This is a genomic window from Streptomyces aureus, from assembly GCF_001418135.1.
GTDB classification, from domain to species: domain Bacteria; phylum Actinomycetota; class Actinomycetes; order Streptomycetales; family Streptomycetaceae; genus Streptomyces; species Streptomyces aureus_A.
Genome location: NZ_LIPQ01000163.1, coordinates 1 through 18540 on the forward strand (window position 1 = coordinate 1; position 18540 = coordinate 18540).

19 protein-coding genes are annotated in these 18540 nt (G+C 71.3%); 9 read left to right on the forward strand and 10 right to left on the reverse strand.

What is annotated here, in order from left to right; translation table 11 throughout:
• The 4 genes from AOK00_RS15355 to AOK00_RS15370 form a co-directional block, all read left to right on the forward strand.
• Positions 1-554: hypothetical protein (locus AOK00_RS15355; RefSeq protein WP_055600870.1), on the forward strand; the 554-nt coding region annotated here is incomplete at its 5' end.
• Positions 555-627: 73 nt separating this feature from the next.
• The gene (locus AOK00_RS15360; protein WP_055600871.1) at positions 628-2007 is read left to right on the forward strand and encodes a copper amine oxidase; all 1380 of its coding nucleotides are present in this window, start codon (positions 628-630) and stop codon (positions 2005-2007) included.
• Positions 2008-2117: 110 nt separating this feature from the next.
• On the forward strand, positions 2118-3401 hold the full coding sequence (locus AOK00_RS15365; RefSeq protein WP_055600872.1) for an SAV2148 family HEPN domain-containing protein: 1284 nt from the start codon (positions 2118-2120) through the stop codon (positions 3399-3401).
• Positions 3402-3488: 87 nt separating this feature from the next.
• The gene (locus AOK00_RS15370) at positions 3489-4214 is read left to right on the forward strand and encodes a 3'-5' exonuclease (RefSeq protein ID WP_055600873.1); all 726 of its coding nucleotides are present in this window, start codon (positions 3489-3491) and stop codon (positions 4212-4214) included.
• Positions 4215-4261: 47 nt separating this feature from the next.
• On the opposite strand, the gene AOK00_RS15375 is transcribed toward AOK00_RS15370, so the two are convergent.
• A complete protein-coding gene (locus AOK00_RS15375) occupies positions 4262-5086 on the reverse strand; it encodes an alpha/beta fold hydrolase (protein ID WP_055600874.1) in 825 nt (274 codons plus the stop codon).
• Positions 5087-5133: 47 nt separating this feature from the next.
• Positions 5134-5991: a phosphotransferase gene (locus AOK00_RS15380; RefSeq protein WP_055600875.1), complete on the reverse strand. Its 858-nt coding sequence runs from the start codon at positions 5989-5991 to the stop codon at positions 5134-5136.
• A 165-nt stretch (positions 5992-6156) separates the two neighbouring features.
• Between AOK00_RS15380 and AOK00_RS15385 the strand changes: the two genes are divergently transcribed.
• The 5 genes from AOK00_RS15385 (at position 6157) to AOK00_RS15405 (ending at position 10689) form a co-directional block, all read left to right on the forward strand.
• Positions 6157-7101 carry a carbohydrate ABC transporter permease gene (locus AOK00_RS15385; protein WP_055600876.1) on the forward strand — a complete coding sequence of 315 codons (945 nt, stop codon included), beginning with the start codon at positions 6157-6159 and terminating at the stop codon, positions 7099-7101.
• Positions 7098-7940, forward strand: coding sequence for a carbohydrate ABC transporter permease (locus AOK00_RS15390; protein ID WP_055600877.1), 843 nt, complete (start codon positions 7098-7100; stop codon positions 7938-7940). The genes AOK00_RS15385 and AOK00_RS15390 overlap by 4 nt, the downstream gene beginning before the upstream one ends.
• Positions 7937-9232 (forward strand): ABC transporter substrate-binding protein, encoded by a 1296-nt coding sequence (locus AOK00_RS15395; RefSeq protein ID WP_055600878.1) that lies wholly within the window; start codon positions 7937-7939, stop codon positions 9230-9232. Before AOK00_RS15390 ends, AOK00_RS15395 begins: the two co-directional genes overlap by 4 nt.
• A 153-nt stretch (positions 9233-9385) precedes the next feature.
• Positions 9386-9940: a DUF1697 domain-containing protein gene (locus tag AOK00_RS15400; protein ID WP_055600879.1), complete on the forward strand. Its 555-nt coding sequence runs from the start codon at positions 9386-9388 to the stop codon at positions 9938-9940.
• 74 nt (positions 9941-10014) lie between these two features.
• Positions 10015-10689 carry a mycothiol-dependent nitroreductase Rv2466c family protein gene (locus AOK00_RS15405; protein WP_173861571.1) on the forward strand — a complete coding sequence of 225 codons (675 nt, stop codon included), beginning with the start codon at positions 10015-10017 and terminating at the stop codon, positions 10687-10689.
• A 147-nt stretch (positions 10690-10836) separates the two neighbouring features.
• Here AOK00_RS15405 and AOK00_RS15410 read toward each other — a convergent pair whose 3' ends face one another.
• The 8 genes from AOK00_RS15410 to cysC all read right to left on the reverse strand — a co-directional run bounded on the left by AOK00_RS15410 (position 10837) and on the right by cysC (position 18539).
• A complete protein-coding gene (locus AOK00_RS15410) occupies positions 10837-11703 on the reverse strand; it encodes a D-alanyl-D-alanine carboxypeptidase family protein (protein ID WP_107097393.1) in 867 nt (288 codons plus the stop codon).
• A gap of 175 nt (positions 11704-11878) precedes the next feature.
• Positions 11879-12682: a sirohydrochlorin chelatase gene (locus tag AOK00_RS15415; protein WP_055600881.1), complete on the reverse strand. Its 804-nt coding sequence runs from the start codon at positions 12680-12682 to the stop codon at positions 11879-11881.
• 11 nt (positions 12683-12693) lie between these two features.
• On the reverse strand, positions 12694-13581 hold the full coding sequence (locus AOK00_RS15420) for an ABC transporter permease (RefSeq protein WP_055600882.1): 888 nt from the start codon (positions 13579-13581) through the stop codon (positions 12694-12696).
• Positions 13568-14362, reverse strand: a complete 795-nt coding sequence (locus AOK00_RS15425; RefSeq protein WP_030323069.1) for an ABC transporter ATP-binding protein — start codon at positions 14360-14362, stop codon at positions 13568-13570. The genes AOK00_RS15420 and AOK00_RS15425 overlap by 14 nt, the downstream gene beginning before the upstream one ends.
• Before the next feature lie 53 nt (positions 14363-14415).
• A complete protein-coding gene (locus tag AOK00_RS15430) occupies positions 14416-15525 on the reverse strand; it encodes an aliphatic sulfonate ABC transporter substrate-binding protein (protein ID WP_055600883.1) in 1110 nt (369 codons plus the stop codon).
• Between the two features lie 205 nt (positions 15526-15730).
• Positions 15731-17074 (reverse strand): sulfate adenylyltransferase subunit 1, encoded by a 1344-nt coding sequence (locus tag AOK00_RS15440; protein WP_055600885.1) that lies wholly within the window; start codon positions 17072-17074, stop codon positions 15731-15733.
• The gene (gene cysD / locus AOK00_RS15445; RefSeq protein ID WP_055600886.1) at positions 17074-18009 is read right to left on the reverse strand and encodes a sulfate adenylyltransferase subunit CysD; all 936 of its coding nucleotides are present in this window, start codon (positions 18007-18009) and stop codon (positions 17074-17076) included. Before cysD ends, AOK00_RS15440 begins: the two co-directional genes overlap by 1 nt.
• The gene (gene cysC, locus AOK00_RS15450) at positions 18006-18539 is read right to left on the reverse strand and encodes an adenylyl-sulfate kinase (protein ID WP_063886607.1); all 534 of its coding nucleotides are present in this window, start codon (positions 18537-18539) and stop codon (positions 18006-18008) included. The genes cysD and cysC overlap by 4 nt, the downstream gene beginning before the upstream one ends.
• Between the last annotated feature and the right edge of the window lies 1 nt (position 18540).

Sequence of the window (18540 nt, forward strand, 5' to 3'; positions counted from 1 at the left end):
TCACCGACGACGAGCTCGCCCGGGCCGAGACGCTGGCGCTGACCCCGCCGGGCGCCGCCGCCCAGCAGAACGTCGAGGGCGGCCGGGGACCCCAGCACCTGGGCACCGGCCTCGCCGACCCGCTCCCCGGGGACGGCACGCGACGCGCCGAGGTCCGCTTCTACGACTACGGGCGGGACGAGCTCATCACCCGGACCGTCAACCTCGACACGGGGAAGGTCGAGAAGTCCGGTGCGCGGCGCGGGGTCCAGCCCTCCGCCCACCCCGAGGAGCTGCGCGAGGCCCTGGAGCTGATCCTCGCGAGCCCCCTCGGCAAGGGCGTCAAGGAGGACTACAAGGACGCCACCGGCAAGGAGCTCACCTCCACCGGCCAGTTGTGGTTCAACGGCGACGTCTACCGCCCCTACCGCGAGGCGAACGTGCCCGCCCAGCTCACCCGTTGCGGGGAGCACCGGTGCGTACGGCTCGTCACCAAGGTCCTCAACGGGGCCTGGATCGACACCCGCGACCTGATCGTCGACCTCTCCGCGAGGACCGTCACCCGCGTCGGCTGACCACCGCCGCCGGTCCTCTCCCGCCGCCCCTCGCGGACGGCGGGCCGATCTCCGTACGAGGGAGTACGTTCCCATGTCCACCCAGCACAGCCCGACCACCCGGCGAAAGCGACGCACGCGCGGCGCCGTCCTGACCGCGGCCGTCCTGCTCGGCACCGCGACCGCCGCCACCGGCCCGGCGACCGGGGCCACCGCCGCCCCCGTACCGGCCCCGACGCGCACCCCCGCGGTGCCGCCGCCGTCCCCGACGCGCACGCCCGTCACGCCCGTCACGCCCGAGGCCGACTGCTCCCACGCCTACCGCATCACGCAGAAGCTCGACGGCGGCGCCACCTGGCGCATGTGCTGGCGCTACGACACCGACGCCGGGCTCACGCTCGACAAGGTGACCTACCAGCCGCCCGGCGCGGCGACCCCCGTCAAGGTCCTCACCAGCGCCCGGCTCGCCCAGATCCACGTGCCCTACGACGACGGGGGAGCGGAGTACGACGACCTCACCGGCGCGGGCTTCGGCTGGGGCCTGCAGAACCTCAAGCCCGCCGAATGCCCGGGCGGCACCCTCACCACGGTCAAGGTGCCCGAGGTCGGCCAGATCAAGGGCCTGTGCACCACCACGCGGGCGCGTGGCCACGCCTACCGCATGGCCAGCGACACCGGCGGCAAGGTGTACCAGGCGCAGGCCAAGGACCTGCTCGTCTACACCGTGAACAAGGTCGGCTGGTACGAGTACATTTCCGAATGGCGGTTCTCCGCCGACGGCACCATCGGCGCCAACGTCGGTGCCACCGGAAGCCTCTCGCCCGTCGACTACAACGCCACCGACGGCCGCGGCTGGCCCATCGGCAAGGGCTCCCGCGCCTACGCCACCAGCCACGCCCACAACGTCTTCTGGAAGCTCGACTTCGGGCTCGACGGCTCCACCAAGGACCGCGTCGAGCAGTTCGACTCCACCGTCACCCCGCCCGCCCCGGGCGGCGGCGGACCGACCGTGAAGACCAGGCGGACCGTCGTCACCAAGGAGCTCGCCGGCGACGCCGAGAACATGCGCTGGTGGCGGGTGGTCAGCGGCACCGGCAAGAACGCCGACGGCCACGCGCGCTCGTACGAGATCGTCCCCGGCCACACCGACACCCACGCGGGGCGCGGCTTCACCAAGCACGACGTGTACTTCACCCAGGCGCGCGCCTGCGAGAAGTTCGCGAGCGACAACATCGGCAACTGCGCGCCCAACGCCGGTGACAGCGTGGACGAATGGGTCAACGGCGAGACCCTGACCAAGCCGTCCGTCTGGGTCAACATCGGGTTCCACCACATCGCCCGGGACGAGGACCAGCAGCCCATGCCGGTCCACTGGCAGGGCTTCCAGCTCGCCCCCAGGGACGTAACCGCTATGAATCCGCTCACTCCGTCCGATCTCGCCTCCCAGAACGGGCAGCCCGATCTGGGGAGTTGAGGAAGGAGCCTGACGATCCTGCTGCACCGCCTCCCGCTCGCGGAGTACCCTTCCTTGATCGTTGTCGGACCGGTCGACACGGGCGTCCAGGAGCAGAAGGCGGTGCGCGGGTGAGCTCGGGAGGTCTGGAGCTGCCCCCAGGGGATCCGGGTCAGGAGAAGGGTCCCGCCGGCCCCGCCGAGGCCCCGCCGGGCGCGGTCGCGCCGCCGGGCGCCGTGCCGCCCGGCACGGTCACCGTGACCCGGCCGGTGGAGATAGGCGCCGAGCTCGACTGGGACGCCGAGGCCTGGAGCGAGGTCCGCACCCGCGCCCAGCGCGCGGGACGGGCCTACATCTGGCTGAACCTCGTCGAACAGCGGCTCCGCGCCGTGGTCGCCGCCGTCCTGCGGCCCGTGTACGAGCCCGTGCACGGCGAGGAGTGGGTGGTGGCCGCGGCGGGCCCGGCGGGCCAGGAGTGGGTGCAGCGGGCGGTCGCCGTGCGCGAGGTGTCGCGCCGGAAGGGCTATCTGCTCGACCCGGCCGACGACAACGTCCTCAGCTTCCTCACGCTGCCGCAGCTGCGTGAGCTGATGGTGCAGCACTGGCCGTGCTTCGAGCCCTACTTCGACGACCGGCGCGAGGTCGAGCTCGCCCTCGACGAGCTGGAGGTCACGCGCAACGTGGTCTCCCGCAACCGGGCGCTCTCGCTGACCGTGCTCGCCCAGTCGGAACGGGCCTCGGCCCGCATCCTGGAGATCCTCGGCAGCGGCGCCGGGGTGCCCTCCGCCGACCGGCTGCCCGTGGACGCGGTCGAGGACCTCGTCGGGGACCGGTACGCGGACGTGGTCTCCGTCCACCCCGACCGGGTCCGGCTCCAGCGGCAGCTGCCGGCCGAGGACCTCTTCGGCGGGGCCCGCCGCCTCGACGCCACGGGCATAGGTCTCAATCTGCTCGTGCAGAACTTCTCGGGGCGCCGGATGGTCCGGCTCGCCGAGTCCGGCTGCCGTACCCGGCTCCTCTTCCTCAACCCCGCGAGCAGCGCGGTGAAGCGCCGTGAGCGCGAACTCGGCCTCAAGAAGGGCGAGCTGAGCCGGTCGGTGGAGATGAACATCCTCCATATGCGCCGGGTCCGCTCCAAGCTCCGCGACCCGGGCGCCTTCCAGATCCACGTCTTCGACGAGACGCCCCGCTTCACCGCCTATCTCGTGGACGGCGACGGGCCGGACGGGGTCGGCGTCGTGCAGTCCTATCTGCGCCGGGCCCGGGGCATGGAGGCGCCGGTGCTCGTCCTGCGCGGCGGCGGACGGAACGTGGTGCGGCACGGCCAGGGCATCCGTGATGGCGATCACGGACTTTTCGAGACATACCGGGAGGAATTCGAGTCCGTATGGCTCGACTCCCGGCCCGTCTCCTGACCCTTCGACGGGGGAGGCCGGGGGCGTTGTCAGTGGTGCGTGCGAGGGTGGTCAGCACCACGGGGGAGATCACGTAAGGAGGACCCGATGGCTTGGCACGGCGAGACGCTGGTCGGCTTCGACCTGGAGACGACCGGCACCGAACCGCTGGAGGCCCGGATCGTGACGGCCTCGATCATCGAGGTCGACGGCGGGGGACACGTCACACGCAGGCGGGACTGGCTCGCCGACCCGGGCATCCGCATCCCGGAACAGGCCTCCGCGATCCACGGCATCAGCACCGAACGGGCGGCCGCCGAAGGCCGGCCGGTGCGCGAGGTCGCCGACGAGATCGCGAAGGCCCTCGCCGAGTACTGGGAGGACGGCGTCCCGGTCGTCGCGTACAACGCCTCCTTCGACCTGACGCTGCTCTCCGCCGAGCTGCGCCGGCACGGACTGCCCTCGCTCAGCGAGCGGCTCGGCGGCGTCCCCATCGGGCCCGTCGTCGACCCGTACACCATCGACCGGGCCGTCGACCGCTACCGGCGCGGCAAGCGGAACCTCGAAGCGGTCTGCGGGGAGTACGGGGTGGTGCTCGAAGCCGCCCACCAGGCCGCCGCCGACGCGCTCGCCGCCGTCCGGGTCGCCGTCGCGATAGCCGAGCGGCACCGCCAGGTCGCCGAACTGAACCCGGCCGAGCTCCACGAGCGCCAGATCGGCTGGTACCGCGCCTGGGCCGAGAACTTCCAGGCCTTCCTGCGCCGCAAGGGCGACGCGGAGGCGGTCGTCGAGTCCACGTGGCCCCTGCGCGAGGCGGTCGCCGCGGCGCTCTAGGCCCCGTGGTCACCTCCCGCCGTCGCCCGAAGGTCGGCCCCGCGGCGTCAGGAGTTCTCCTTGAGGAAGGAGAGCAGCAGTTCGTTCACCCTGTCCGGCTGGTCCAGCGGGAACCAGTGGCCCGCGTCCTCCACGCGCTCGTAGCGCCAGGGACCGGAGACGTGCGCGCCGGTGTCCACCATCTGCCGCTCGTCGAGGAAACGGTCGCCGGTGGACCAGACGCCCATGGCCGGGACGGACAGCGGGGGAGCCACCGGGGGCACGGCCAGCTGGGTCTCGATGGACAACCCCGAGCGGTAGATCTGGAGGGCGGCGGTCAGCCCGCCCGGAGCACGCAACGGCTCCAGGACGGCCTCCGCCTCCGCGTGGTCGTCGAGCATCTCGCGCAGCCGCGCGAAGTCCTCGCGGGAGAGCCACTCCTCGGCGAGTCCCTCGTGCTGGAACATCGACAGATGCCACAGGCGCTGCCGCTGCCCCCAGCCCGCGGCGAGGATCGCCGCGAGGTTGCCCACCGACATGAGCGTCGCGCTCGCCACCCGGTCGGGCACGACCTGCGCGATGCCCTGCGCGAGACCCGAGCCCCAGTCGTGGCCCACCACATGGAACCGGTCGACCTCCAGCCGGGCGAGCAGCTCCAGCAGATCACCCACGTGCCTGGCCGGGTGGTACGCCTCCGGACCACCCTCCGGACGGTCCGAGGCGCCGAACCCCCGCAGCGTCGGGGCGACCGTCATGAACCCGGCCGCGTTCAGCGCCGGGATCTGATGACGCCACAGACGGTGACTGTCGGGGAAGCCGTGCACGAGCAGCACGGCCGGTCCCTCGCCGCTCACCTCGACGTCGAGCGTCACCTCGGACAGTTCCACGCGCATCCCAACACCCCGTTCTCGAAAGCCCGGTTCGTCAGGGCCACATGATGTCAGAACGGGTACCAGCGCACCTCGGGGTCACCGTCCCGCAGCGAGGCCACCCGCCGCTCGAATTCGGCCAAAGCCTTCGGGTTCGTCGGCGCGTGCTGCGCCACCCACGCACAGCTCGCGGTCTCCCGCGCCCCGCGCAGCACCGCGCACCCCTCCCACTCCCGCACGTCCCAGCCGTACGCCTCGGTGAAGGCCCCGTAGGCGGCCGGGTCCAGGCCGTACCGGTCCCGGGAGAGGGCGAGCACCACGAGGTCGTGCTCGCGCAGATCCGAGGAGAAGGTCTCCAGGTCCACCAGGACCGGGCCGTCGGGGCCCACATGGACGTTCCGGGGGAGGGCGTCGCCGTGGATCGGGCCCGGCGCCAGGTGCGGCGTCAGCGCGGCGGCCGCCGGGGCGAAGGCATCGCGCCGCTCCCGCAGGAAGGCCGCGTCCGCCGGGTCGATCGCGTCGCCCGCGAGCCGCAGCCACCGCTCGACCCCGCCGAGCAGCTCACGGCGCGGCAGCGCGAAGGCCGTCGGCTCCGGAAGCGCGTGGATCCGCCGGAGCAGCGGCGCCAGATCACGGGGCTCCGCGGGCCGTACGGCCTCGGGCAGCCGGTGCCAGAAGGTGAGCGGGTGCCCCTCGACCAGCCGCGGCTTCTCCTCGGCGGCCCGCACCGCCGGGACCTCCGCGTCGGCCAGCCAGGCGGCCAGCGCCAGCTCCCGCTCCGCCCGCTCGAACAGCTCGGCGTCCCGGCCCACCTTCACGGCGAGATCACCCACGGCGAAGACCGCGTTCTCGCCGAGGGCCAGCAGTCGCGCCTCCGCGACCGGCAACCCCGCCGCGGCCAGGATCTCCCGCGCCCGCGCCTCGTCCATCGACCTCTCCCTACCTGTGTGATTGAGCCAAAGTCTCCCATCCGCGCAGCTCACCGCGCGGATCGTCTTGACCGCCTCCCGGGCCGTCAGCACCATGGCGGAGTTCCCACGGCGGCTCGGGTCCCCCGGCCGGAGTCCGGGGAAAGGAGGACGGGGGTCGAATCGGTGAGCTCGCTGACCGCGACGAAGCGGCCGGGCCGGACGCGCGCACCGCGCGCCGCCCACCGGACACGCCCGCGCGGCCCCGACTTCGGCGCCTGGTTCCTGGTGCTCCCGGCGCTGCTGCCGATCCTGGTCCTCAGTGTCGGCCCGCTGCTCTACGGCATCGCGCTCGCCTTCACGGACGCCCAGTCCGGCCGCACCCGGGCCACCGGCTGGGTGGGCACACTCAACTTCCAGGACCTGCTGCACGACACCCTGTTCTGGGACTCGTTCCGCATCGGCGTGGTCTGGGCCGTCGGGGTCACCGTCCCCCAGTTCCTGCTCGCCCTCGGCCTCGCTCTCCTGCTCAACCAGAAGCTCCGCTTCCGGTGGCTGGCGCGGGCGCTCGCGATCGTTCCCTGGGCGATGCCCGAGGTCGTCGTCGGCATCATGTGGCGGCTCGTCTACAACCCCGACGCCGGCATCCTCAACGAGTCGATCCGGAGCCTGGGCCTCGGCGAGGGCCGCGACTGGCTCTCCGGCCTCGCGACCGCGCTCCCCGCCGTCGTCCTCGTCGGCGTCTGGGCCGGGATGCCCCAGACCACCGTCGCCCTGCTCGCCGGACTCCAGAACACCCCGCACGAACTCCACGAGGCCGCCGCCCTCGACGGTGCCGGAGCCTGGCGCCGCTTCCGCGCCGTCACCTGGCCCGCGCTCAGACCGGTCGCCCTCGCCATCACCGCGCTCAACCTCATCTGGAACTTCAACTCCTTCGCCCTGGTCTATGTGCTGACCAACGGCGGACCGGGCGGCCGGACCCGGCTCCCCATGCTCTTCGCCTACGAAGAGGCCTTCCGTTACGGGCAGTTCGGCTACGCCGCCGCGATGGGCTGCGTGATGATCGCCGCCGTCTCGGTGCTCATCGCCCTCTCCCTCGTACGACGGCTGAAAGGGGACCAGGACCGGTGAGCGCCCTCCGGACGAGCAGACCCGCGCGATTCGGCCAGTACGCGGCCCTCCTCGCGTATCTGGTCTTCCTCGCCTTCCCCTTCCTCTGGCTGGTCTCCACCGCCTTCAAGCCCGCCCCCGAGCTGGCCTCGCTGCACCCCACCTGGATCCCGAAGGACCCCACGTTCGCCAACTTCCGGCAGGCCTTCGACGAGCAGCCGCTGCTCGGGGCAGCCGGGAACAGCCTGGTCGCCGCGGTCGCCGCCGCGGTGATCGCGGTCGCCGTCGCCACCCCGCTCGCCTATGTGACGGCCCGCCACCGGGGCAGGCTCGCCTCGGTCGCGACCGGCTGGGTGGTGATCAGCCAGGCGTTCCCGTTCGTCCTCGTGATCATCCCGCTCTTCCTGATCCTCAAGAACCTGCACCTCGTGAACAGCGTGTTCGGCCTCGTCCTCGTCTACGTGGTCTGGTCGCTGCCCTTCGCCCTCTGGATGCTGACGGGCTACGTCCGGGCCGTCCCCGCCGAACTGGAGGAGGCCGCCGCCGTCGACGGCGCGGGCCGGCTCCGTACCCTCGTCTCGGTCACCGCCCCGCTGCTGGTCCCCGGCATCGTCGCCACCGCCCTCTTCGCCTTCGTCACCGCGTGGAACGAGTTCTTCTTCGCGCTCGTGCTGCTCAAGACCCCGGAGAAGCAGACCCTGCCGGTCGTCCTCACCCACTTCATCGGCGCCGAGGGCGTCGCCGACCTCGGCCCGCTGGCCGCCGCGGCCTTCCTCGCCACGCTGCCCTCCCTCGTCGTCTTCGGCTTCCTCCAGCGACGGATCACCGGCGGGATGCTGGCCGGGGCGGTGAAGTCATGAGACGACGGATCCTCACCCTCACCGCCGCACTCGCCCTGCTCGTCACCGGCTGCACGGCGGGGAACGAAACTCCCGACGACGGGGTCGTACGGCTCCGCTTCCAGTCCCTCGCCTGGCAGAAGGAGTCCGTCGACGCCAACCGGCAGCTGGTGAAGGAGTGGAACGCCACCCACCCGGACGTCCAGATCGAGTACGTCCAGGGCAGCTGGGACTCCGTCCACGACCAGCTCCTCACCTCCTTCGAGGGCGGCGAGGCGCCCGACATCATCCACGACGCCTCCGACGACCTCGCCGACTTCGCCTACGGCGGCGACCTCGCCGACCTCCGCCCCCTGCTGCCCGAACGGCTGCGCGCCGACATCCCCGCCCGCAGCTGGGAGACCACCACCTTCGGCGAGGGGGTCTACGGCGTGCCGTTCCTCCAGGAACCGCGCGTGATCATCGCCAACCGGAAGATCCTCGAATCCTCCGGCGTCCGCCTCCCCACCCCGGAGGAACCCTGGACCTGGACCGAGTTCCGGCAGGTCACCCAGGACCTCACCCGCACCATGGGCTCCGGCCGGTACGCCGTCGCCTGGCCGCTCAAGGAGCCCGTCTCCGTCAGTCTCAATCTGGGACTCTCGGCGGGCGGGCAGCTGTTCCACCGGGAGGCCGACGGCCGGGTGACCGTCCGTTTCACCGAGGCCGACGCCGTCGTCGCCGGCACGATCCACGACCAGGTCGTCAACGACCGCACCGCCCCGCGCACCACACTCGGCAGCGGCGGCTCCGACACCCTCCCCGGCTTCTTCGCCGGCAAGTACGCCATGGTCCCGCTGGGCTTCGCCTACCGGCAGCAGATCGCCCAACAGGCCCCGAAGGGCTTCGAGTGGACGGTGCTTCCGGCCCCCGCCGGAGACGCGGGGCTCACCCAGGGAGTCTCCCCGCAGACCCTGTCGATCGCCGAGGACAGTCCGTACAAGAAGGAGGCGGCCGCGTTCCTCGACTTCTTCCTGCGCCCGGAGAACATGGTGCGGCTCGCGCGCGGCGACTGGATGCTGCCCACCGGCACGACCGCGCTCGCCGACCCCTCGCTGCACACCGCCCGGGACGGCTGGGCGACCGGGGCCGCGGTGGCCGAACGGCTGAGGCCCGCGCCGGCGCAGTCGGTGCGCGGATACCCGGAGTGGAAGGACAAGGTGGCGACGCCCGCCTTCCAGGAGTACTACAGCGGCGCCATCGACGGCGCCGAGCTGCGCAGGCGTCTGGTGGCGGACGGCAATCGGGTGCTCGCCCGCTATCAGCGCAAATGACACGTTCACCGGAGGCTCGGCATTACGAAAGGTTGTTGGATAAGTCACAGATGGGTGAAGGGTCTTCTCGTGGATCCCCCTGATCGGACAGTGTTCGAACCGGCCACCGCGCCGCCCCCCACGAGGCGCGGTGGCCCGGCCTAGTCTGAACCCATGACGCAGACATACGCGCTCCTGCTCCGCGGCATCAACGTGAGCGGACACCGCAAGGTCCCCATGCCGGAGCTCCGTTCCGTCCTGGAAGGCCTCGGGCACCAGGACGTCCGCACCTATCTGCAGAGCGGCAACGCCGTCTTCACCACCGACTCGGCCGCGGACCAGGACGCGCTCACCGCCGAGATCGAGGACGCGATCGAGGGCCACTTCGGCTTCCGCGTCGACTGTCTCGTCCGCGACGCCGACTACCTGGCCTCGGTGGCCGAGGACTGCCCCTTCCCGGCCGCCGAACTCGAGGGCAAGCAGCTCCACGCCTTCTACCTCTCCGGCCCCGCCGACCCCGAGCGCTTCGCCGCGATCGACCAGGAGGCATACGCGCCCGAGGCCTTCGCGCTCGGCGACCGGGTCCTCTATCTGTACGTCCCCGACGGCCTGGGCAGGTCCAGGCTGGGAGACGTCCTCACCCGGCCGGCGACCGCCAAGGGGCTGGTGGTCACGGCCCGGAACTGGAACACGGTGGTCAAGCTGGTGGAGATGACACGGGGCGACTGAGGGCGCGAATGGCCCAAGGGGAAGGCTGGTGATTGGACCAGAGAGGCAGGCCATTCGCTGGCTAGATTCATCCCATGACGACCACCGGCATCCAGCCACAGCCACAGCCACAGCCACAGCCACAGCCGCAGTCCCAGGCCTCGCCCCGCCCAGCCGTCGACTTCTACTTCGACCCCGCATGCCCCTTCGCCTGGATCACCTCCCGGTGGATCCTGGAGGTCGAGCGCGAGCGGGACATCGACCTGCGCTTCAAGGTCATGAGCCTGTACCTGCACAACGAGGGCAACACCCTGCCCGACTGGTACCGCGAACTCGTCGACGCCTCCGTCGGACCCGTCAGAGTCGCCGCGGCCGCCGCCGAGCGGCACGGCGAGGAGATCCTGCGCCCGCTCTACACCGCGTACGGAACCCGCATCCACGAGCAGAAGCGGCAGGACTTCGACGCGGTCGTCGCCGAGTCGCTCGCCGAACTCGGCCTGCCCGCCGAACTCGCCGGGGCCGCCCACGACCCGGCGTACGACGAGGCCGTCCGCCGCAGCCACGAGGCCGGCAAGGACCCCGACGCCGACGCGTACGTCGGCACCCCCACGATCCACGTCGACGGCACCGTGTGGTTCGGTCCGGTGCTGCGTGCCGTCCCGCGCGGTGAACGCGCGGCCGAACTCTTCGACAGCTTCCGGGTCCTCGCCGGCCACCCGGACCTCTTCGAGCTGAAGCGCACCCGCACGGGCGGCCTCGACTTCGGCTAGGCCCTGTCCTCGCGGGGCAGACGGGAGTGTGACGACAGGGCCTGGCGGCGCCCCGGTGGTCATGGCAGGGGCCTGCCCCCCGACGAGCGGGAGACAGGCCCCGGGGCGTACCGGCGGTTCGTGGGCCGGTCGCAGCCGATCAAGCTCCTACCTGGCGAAGCCGTAGTCCAGCAGCTTCTTGACGTCGGTCGCCCGGTTCGCCTCGCTCGACGAGGCGAGCACCGCGCCGATGACCGTCTTGCCGCCGCGGGTCGCCGCGAAGACGAGGCAGTACTTGGCCTGCGGGCCCGAACCGGTCTTCACGCCGATCGCGCCGCTGTAGGTGCTGAGGAGCTTGTTCGTGTTGCTCCAGGACATGTACCGGTAACCGCCGGTCTTCGTGGTCACCTTCTGCTTCGTGGACTTCGTCGCGACCACGGTGCGGAACGTGGGGTTCTTCATCGCACTGCTCGCGAGCTTCGTCAGATCGCGGGGAGTGGAGTAGTTGCTCCCATTGCTTATTCCGTCGAACGAGTCGAAGTGGGTGTTGCGCATGCCGAGGTTCCTGGCCTCGGTGTTCATCTTCCCGATGAACGACTTGACCCGGGCGGCCCGCGTGGTGCCGGTGCCGAACTTGTCGGCCAGCGCGTAGGCCGCGTCGCAACCCGACGGCAGCATCAGACCGTAGAGGAGCTGTCGGACCGTCACCTTGTCCCCGACGATGAGCCGGGCGGACGAGGCGTTCTTGGAGACGATGTAGTCGCTGTAGGCCTTGTCGATGGTGACCTTGGCGTCGAGGTTCAGGCCGCGCTGTGCCAGGACCACCTTGGCGGTCATGATCTTCGTGGTCGAACCGGTCGACCGACGGGTGTCGGCCGCCTTCCCGAACAGCGTGGTGCCCGTCCCGTTGTTCATGACGAAGCCGCCCTGGGCGGTGATCGACGGGGTGGGCGGCGCGGCGTACGCCTGGCCCGTGAAGAGGCCGCCGGCCAGGACGGCCGAGGTCGTGATCGTGACGGTCACGGCTCTGCGCACGCCGAGTGTCGAAGTGATCAAAGTCTTCTGCCCTTGGTAGGAACCGATGTCAGCCGGGCTCGCAATGGCCCGGCGCACAGAAGACGCGCGAGAGGGTTCGAAGGATGCACGGCGCGGGCATGAAGTTCCTCGCAACCCGTCGACCGGCCCAATAGTCGGACAGGCCCGGGCCGGCCTAGGCCGAGTGGGCCACGGCGACGCGGGCCGCGTGGGCGGCGTCGTAGCGCTCCAGGAGCAGCCGGGCCAATTCCGGGGCGGGGCCCAGGACATCCGCCAGGACGTCCGCCTCCGCCGCGCCCGCCGCGATGCGGTCCGGGAGACGGCCGGGGGCGATGACGTACGGGGCGACGGCCACCCGGCGGACGCCCTGCTCCGCCCGAAGGGCCCGCACGGCGTCCTCCGTGCGGGGGACGCCCCCGGAAACCACAGCGGAGGCGAACGCGGGCCGCACGGAGCACCAACCGGTGCGCCGCAGCTCCCGCGCCGTTTCTGCGATCACCGCGATCGCCTCCGGGTCCGTGGAGCCCGCCGAGGCCAGGACGACCCCGGTCGCGCTCTTGTCGCCGGGCGTGAGCCCGGCCTCGTACAGCCGCCGTTCCACCGCTTCGACGAGCAGCGGCGAGGGTCCGAGGACCTCCGCCTGGCGGATCCGCAGCGACGGCGGCGCCTGGCGCAGTACGGCGGGGATGTCGGCCTTCGCGTGGAAGGCCCGGGTCAGCAGCAGCGGCAGCGCCACCACGTCCCGTACGCCGTCGGCGGCCAGCCGGTCGAGCACCCCCGGCACCGACGGCAGGTTGAAGTCCAGGAACGCCGTCTCCACCCGCAGCCCCGGCCGCAGCGCACCGGCCCGGCGCACCAGCGCCTGGACGGTCGCCGCGTGCCGCGGGTCGCGGCTGCCGTGGGCGATGACGAGAAGAACAGGCGCGCAGCGCTTCCGTGCAAGGGTGGTGGTGGGCGACGGGAGGGCTGGTCGGCTCATGGCGGGTCGGCTCACTTCACCAGCAGGCCGCGGCTGCGGAGCACCCAGCGCTCCAGCGGGCTGAAGATCAGCAGGTCGATGGCGATGCCGACGACCAGGATGAGCAGGATCGCCAGGAACACGCCGGGCAGGTCGATGTTGTTGCGGCCGTTCTCCAGCAACTGGCCCAGGCCCAGGCCCAGATCCGGCGAGGAGGCGATGATCTCGGCGGCCATCAGCGAGCGCCAGGAGAACGCCCAGCCCTGCTTCAGACCGGCCAGGTAGCCGGGCAGCGCGGCCGGGAGCGTCACGTGCCAGGTGCCGCGCAGGCCGGTGGCGCCCATGGTGCGGCCGGCCCGCAGGAACAGCGGCGGGACCTGGTCGACACCGGAGACCAGACCGTTGGCGATGGACGGGACGGCGCCCAGCAGGATCACCGTGAACATCATCGCGTCGTTCAGGCCGAACCAGAGCACGGCCGGCGGCACCCACGCCACCGAGGGCAGCGACTGCAGACCCGACAGGATCGGGCCGATCGCCGCGCGCACGAACTTCACACGGGCGACCAGCAGACCCAGCGGGGTGCCGATGGCGAGGGCCAGCAGGAAGCCGGCCAGACCCCGGGACACGCTGGTCCAGACGACCTCCAGCAGGGTGCCCTGCAGCCACATGTCGGTCAGGCCGTCCCACACCGCGGACGGCGCGGGCAGTTTGGTCTCCTCGGTGATCTTCGCGGAGACGAGGATCTGCCAGACGGCGAGGACCAGGACGACGGCAAGGGTGGGCGGGAAGACCTTCTTGAGGAGGACCTCCCGGACCGGGGTGCGGCGGATCTCGACCGCGTCCAGGGCGTCGAGTCCGGCCTCCAGACCGGCGAGGTCGTCCTTCTTGACCGTCGCGGCGGTGTCAGTGCTGGCCATGGCGGCGGATCTCCCCACGCAGGTGTTCAGTGATCTCAAGGGACAGCTCGGCCACGTCCGCGTCCTCGATGCGGCGCGGCTGCTGGATGCCCACGGTCCATTCCTTCGCGACCCGGCCGGGGCGGGAGGAGAGGAGGACGACCCGCTGCGCGAGGCGCACGGCCTCGCGCACGTTGTGGGTGACGAACAGGACCGAGAGGTTGGTCTCCTCCCAGATACGGGTGAGCTCGCCGTGCAGCACGTCACGGGTGATGGCGTCCAGGGCCGCGAACGGCTCGTCCATCAGCAGCAGCTGGCTGTCCTGGGCCAGCGCCCGGGCGAGGGCCACGCGCTGCCGCATACCGCCGGACAGCTCGTGCACCCGCTTTCCGTACGCGCCGCCGAGCCGGACCAGTTCGAGCAGCCGCTCGGCCTCCGGCCTGCGCTCGGCCTTAGACACCCCGCGCAGCCGCAGGGCCAGTTCGATGTTCTTGCCCGCGGTCAGCCACGGGAAGAGGGCGTGCTCCTGGAACATCAGGGCCGGCCGGCCGCCCGGGGTCTCGATGGACCCCTGGGTCGGCCGGTCGAGTCCCGCGACCAGGTTCAGCAGGGTGGACTTGCCGCACCCCGAGGCCCCCAGGATGGTGACGAACTCGCCGGGCGCGACGTCGAGACTGACGTCGTCCAGGACGAGCTGGGTACCGGCCGGGCCGGAGAAGGACTTCGAGACGTGCTCGATCCGGGCGGCGTGCGTCTGCTCCGCTACGGTGCCCTCGGCAGCCTTGGCGAACGTCGTGGCCATGGTCGTCACCTCCTGGGGTTACGGATTCGCGGTCTGTTTCGTCGGCTCGGCGGTTACTTGACGCCGAGACCGGCGTCGGAGACCTCGGGCTTGCCGGCGGCCTTCAGCACCTTGTTGAGGAGCTTCAGGTCGTAGATGCCGGCCAGCTCGGGCTGCTTGATCAGCTGGGCCTTGACCGCCCACTCGGACTGGGTCTTCAGCGTCGAGGCCAGCGGGTCGTCGGTGATCGCGATGCTCGGCCACGCCGGGTCGATGACCTTGGCGTCCAGCGCCTTGCCGCCGTGGGCCTTCAGCGCCGCGTTGGCCGAGGCCTTCGCCTTGTCCGGGTTGGCGTTGATCCACTCGTTGGTCTTCACCGTGCCCGTCAGCACGGCCTCGACCACGTCCGGGTGCTCCGTCAGGAACTTCTGCGACACGATGATGTTCGTGATGACGAACTTCTTGTCGGGCCACAGGGTGGTCTCGTCCAGGAGGACGGAGCCGCCCTGGGAGACCAGCTTGGAGGCGGTCGGCTCGGGGACCCAGGCGCCGTCGATGGAGCCGGACTTGAAGGCGTCCGGGGTGACCTTGTTGTCCGTGCGGACGACGGAGACGTCACCCTTGCCGGACTCCGGGTCGACCTTCCAGCCCTTCTCGGCGATCCAGTTGAGGAGCGCCACGTCCTGCGTGTTCCCCTTCTGAGGGGTGGCGATCCGCTTGCCCTTGATGTCGTCCAGGGTCTTGATCTTGTCCGGGTTCACGACCAGCTTGACGCCGCCGGAGGCGGAGCCGGAGATGATCCGCAGGTTCTTGCCCTTGGACTTGACGTACGCGTTGATGGACGGCGACGGGCCGATGAAGCCGATGTCGAGAGAGCCGCCGTTGAGCGCCTCGATCTCGGACGGGCCGGCGTTGAAGGTCTGCGGCTTCAGTACGGTGCCGCCCAGCTCCTTCTGGATGAGGCCGTCCTGGACGCCGATCAGCGCGGTGGCGTGCGTGAGGTTGGGGAAGTACCCGAGCCGTACGGTGTCGGCGGAGAGCTTCTTGCCCTCGGCGGCCACCTTCTTCTCGTCGGTCTTGGCGTCGGAGCCGTAGCCGCAGGAGGCGAGCGCGCCGATCAGCAGCGGCAGAGCGGCGGCGGCGGCGAGGCCGCGGCGCAGGGTGGTACGGGTGGTGGCAGGCACGGGAGGTTTTCCCCTCGATTCAGCGTTTTCGAAGTCTGCGTCTATGTCGTTCGGGGTGGAGCGGGTGGAGCGGGGTCGCGCCGCGCATGCGGCGCGTCGAGGTCAGCACGCACATCGCGCGACGCCTCCCATGCCCGCCCCGAGGGCGCCGGAGCCCACCCGGCCGCCCTCCTTCGCGAAGGTGGCGTAGACGTTCTCGCTCATGTCAGAAGTCCCATCCTTCCTCGTCCTCGACGACCGAGACGGCCTTGGCGGTGGCGAAGGACTCGCCCGCCATGCCCGCCGCGAGCGTGGTGCCGTCCGCCGGGTCGATCAGCAGGAACGAACCGGTGCGGCGCGAGTCGGCGTACGCGTCGAGCGCGAGCGGCTCCGCGGTGCGCACCACGACCCGGCCGATGTCGTTGGCGACCAGCTGCCCCGGGTTCGGGTGCTGCGAGAGGTCGTCCAGGGTCAGCCGCGAGGGGATCTCCTTGACGATCGCCTTGACCGTGCGGGTGGTGTGCTTCAGCAGCACCCGCGCGCCGACGGCGAGCGCCCGGTCCGCCACGTGGCAGACGGTCGCCTCGATGTCCTGCGTGGTCGCCGGGGCGTCACCGCTCGGGGCGAGCAGGTCGCCGCGCGAGATGTCGATGTCGTCGGCGAGCCGGATGGTGACCGACTGCGGGGCCCAGGCGATGTCCACGGCCTCGCCGAGCGCGTCGATCCCGGTGATCGTGGAGGTCTTTCCCGAGGGCAGGACGGTGATCTCCTCGCCGACCCGGAAGGCACCGGCCGCGATCTGACCGGCGTAGCCCCGGTAGTCGGGGTGCTCGGCGGTCTGCGGGCGGATCACGTACTGCACGGGGAACCGCGCGTGGCAGGCCGTCAGGTCGTGGCTGACCGGGACGGTCTCCAGGTGCTCCAGGACCGTCGGACCGCCGTACCAGTCCATGTTCGCGGACGGCTCCACGACGTTGTCGCCGGCCAGCGCGGAGATCGGGATCGCGGTGATCTCCGGGACGCCGAGCTCGGAGGCGTACGTGGTGAACTCCTCGGCGATCGCGGCGAAGACGGGCTCCTGGTACTCGACCAGGTCCATCTTGTTCACGGCCAGGACAACGTGCGGGACGCGGAGCAGCGCGGCGACGGCGGCGTGCCGGCGGGTCTGCTCGACCACGCCGTTGCGGGCGTCGACGAGGACCACGGCGAGCTCGGCGGTGGAGGCGCCGGTCACCATGTTCCGGGTGTACTGCACGTGCCCGGGGGTGTCGGCGAGGATGAAGCGGCGGCGGGGCGTCGCGAAGTAGCGGTAGGCCACGTCGATGGTGATGCCCTGCTCGCGTTCGGCCCGCAGTCCGTCGGTGAGGAGCGCCAGGTCGGGGGCCTCCTGGCCACGGGAGCGCGAGGCGTGCTCCACGGCCTCCAGCTGGTCGACCAGGACCGACTTGGAGTCGTGGAGGAGCCGGCCCACCAGGGTGGACTTGCCGTCGTCGACGGAGCCGGCGGTGGCGAAGCGCAGCAGGGTGGTGGCCGCCAGCTGCTCGGTCAGCTGCTCGGTGGACGTGCTCATTAGAAGTACCCTTCGCGCTTGCGGTCTTCCATCGCGGCCTCGGACATCTTGTCGTCGGCGCGGGTCGCGCCCCGCTCGGTGAGCCGGGAGGCGGCGATCTCGGCGATGACGGCGTCCAGCGTGGTGGCGTCGGAGTCGACGGCGCCGGTGCAGGACATGTCGCCGACGGTGCGGTAGCGGATCAGCCGCGTCTGCGTGGTCTCGGACTCCTTCGGGCCGCCCCAGTCGCCGGCCGTCAGCCACATCCCGCTGCGGGCGAACACCTCGCGCTCGTGGGCGAAGTAGATCTCCGGGAGCTCGATCTTCTCGCGCTGGATGTACTGCCAGACGTCCAGCTCGGTCCAGTTGGACAGCGGGAAGACACGGACGTGCTCGCCGGGGGCGTGCCGGCCGTTGTAGAGCTGCCACAGCTCGGGGCGCTGACGGCGCGGGTCCCACTGCGAGAACTCGTCGCGCAGCGAGAACACCCGCTCCTTGGCGCGGGCCTTCTCCTCGTCGCGGCGGCCGCCGCCGAAGACGGCGTCGAAGCGGTGCTGCTGGATCGCCTCGGTGAGCGGGACGGTCTGCAGCGGGTTGCGGGTGCCGTCGGGGCGCTCGCGCAGCTTGCCGGCGTCGATGTACTCCTGCACGGAGGCGACGTGCAGCCGCAGACCGTGCTTGGCGACGGTGCGGTCGCGGTACTCCAGGACCTCGGGGAAGTTGTGCCCGGTGTCGACGTGCAGCAGCGTGAAGGGGATCGCCGCGGGGGCGAAGGCCTTCAGCGCCAGGTGCAGCATGACGATGGAGTCCTTGCCGCCGGAGAAGAGGATCACCGGCCGCTCGAACTCGCCCGCCACCTCACGGAAGATGTGGACGGCCTCGGACTCCAGGGAGTCGAGGTGCGACAGCGCGAACGGGTTGTCGGTGCTGTCGTGAACATGGGCGACGGTGGTCACAGCAGACCCCTCTCGGTGAGCAGCGCGTGGAGCTGCGCCGCGGACTCCTGCACGGTCTGGGTGTGGGACTCGATCCGCAGATCCGGGTTGCGCGGCTCGTCGTACGGGTCGTCGACGCCGGTGAGACCGCTGATCTCGCCCGCGGCCTGCTTGGCGTAGAGCCCCTTCACGTCGCGTACGGAGCAGACGTCCACCGGGGTGGCGACGTGCACCTCGACGTAGGGGGTGCCTTCGGACGCGTGGCGCTTGCGGACCGCCTCGCGGCTGTCCTCGTACGGGGCGATGACGGGGACGAGGGCCTTCACTCCGTTGGAGGCGAGCAGCTCCGCGACGAACCCGATCCGCTGCACGTTGGTGTGCCGGTCCTCGCGGCTGAAGCCGAGGCCCGCGGAGAGGAACTCGCGGATCTCGTCGCCGTCGAGCACCTCGACCCGGTGGCCCTCCTCGCGGAGCCGGCCGGCCAGTTCGTACGCGATGGTGGTCTTGCCGGCGCTCGGCAGGCCGGTGAGCCAGATGGTGGCACCCGTCACG

What these genes read in the sequence shown, in the direction of transcription:
- AOK00_RS15360 (WP_055600871.1), top strand. Translation starts at nt 628, where the DNA reads ATGTCCACCCAGCACAGCCCGACCACCCGGCGAAAGCGACGCACGCGC.
- AOK00_RS15370 (WP_055600873.1), top strand. Translation starts at nt 3,489, where the DNA reads ATGGCTTGGCACGGCGAGACGCTGGTCGGCTTCGACCTGGAGACGACC.
- AOK00_RS15375 (WP_055600874.1), bottom strand. Translation starts at nt 5,086, where the DNA reads ATGCGCGTGGAACTGTCCGAGGTGACGCTCGACGTCGAGGTGAGCGGC.
- AOK00_RS15380 (WP_055600875.1), bottom strand. Translation starts at nt 5,991, where the DNA reads ATGGACGAGGCGCGGGCGCGGGAGATCCTGGCCGCGGCGGGGTTGCCG.
- AOK00_RS15395 (WP_055600878.1), top strand. Translation starts at nt 7,937, where the DNA reads ATGAGACGACGGATCCTCACCCTCACCGCCGCACTCGCCCTGCTCGTC.
- AOK00_RS15400 (WP_055600879.1), top strand. Translation starts at nt 9,386, where the DNA reads ATGACGCAGACATACGCGCTCCTGCTCCGCGGCATCAACGTGAGCGGA.
- AOK00_RS15405 (WP_173861571.1), top strand. Translation starts at nt 10,015, where the DNA reads ATGACGACCACCGGCATCCAGCCACAGCCACAGCCACAGCCACAGCCA.
- AOK00_RS15415 (WP_055600881.1), bottom strand. Translation starts at nt 12,682, where the DNA reads ATGAGCCGACCAGCCCTCCCGTCGCCCACCACCACCCTTGCACGGAAG.
- AOK00_RS15420 (WP_055600882.1), bottom strand. Translation starts at nt 13,581, where the DNA reads ATGGCCAGCACTGACACCGCCGCGACGGTCAAGAAGGACGACCTCGCC.
- AOK00_RS15425 (WP_030323069.1), bottom strand. Translation starts at nt 14,362, where the DNA reads ATGGCCACGACGTTCGCCAAGGCTGCCGAGGGCACCGTAGCGGAGCAG.
- AOK00_RS15440 (WP_055600885.1), bottom strand. Translation starts at nt 17,074, where the DNA reads ATGAGCACGTCCACCGAGCAGCTGACCGAGCAGCTGGCGGCCACCACC.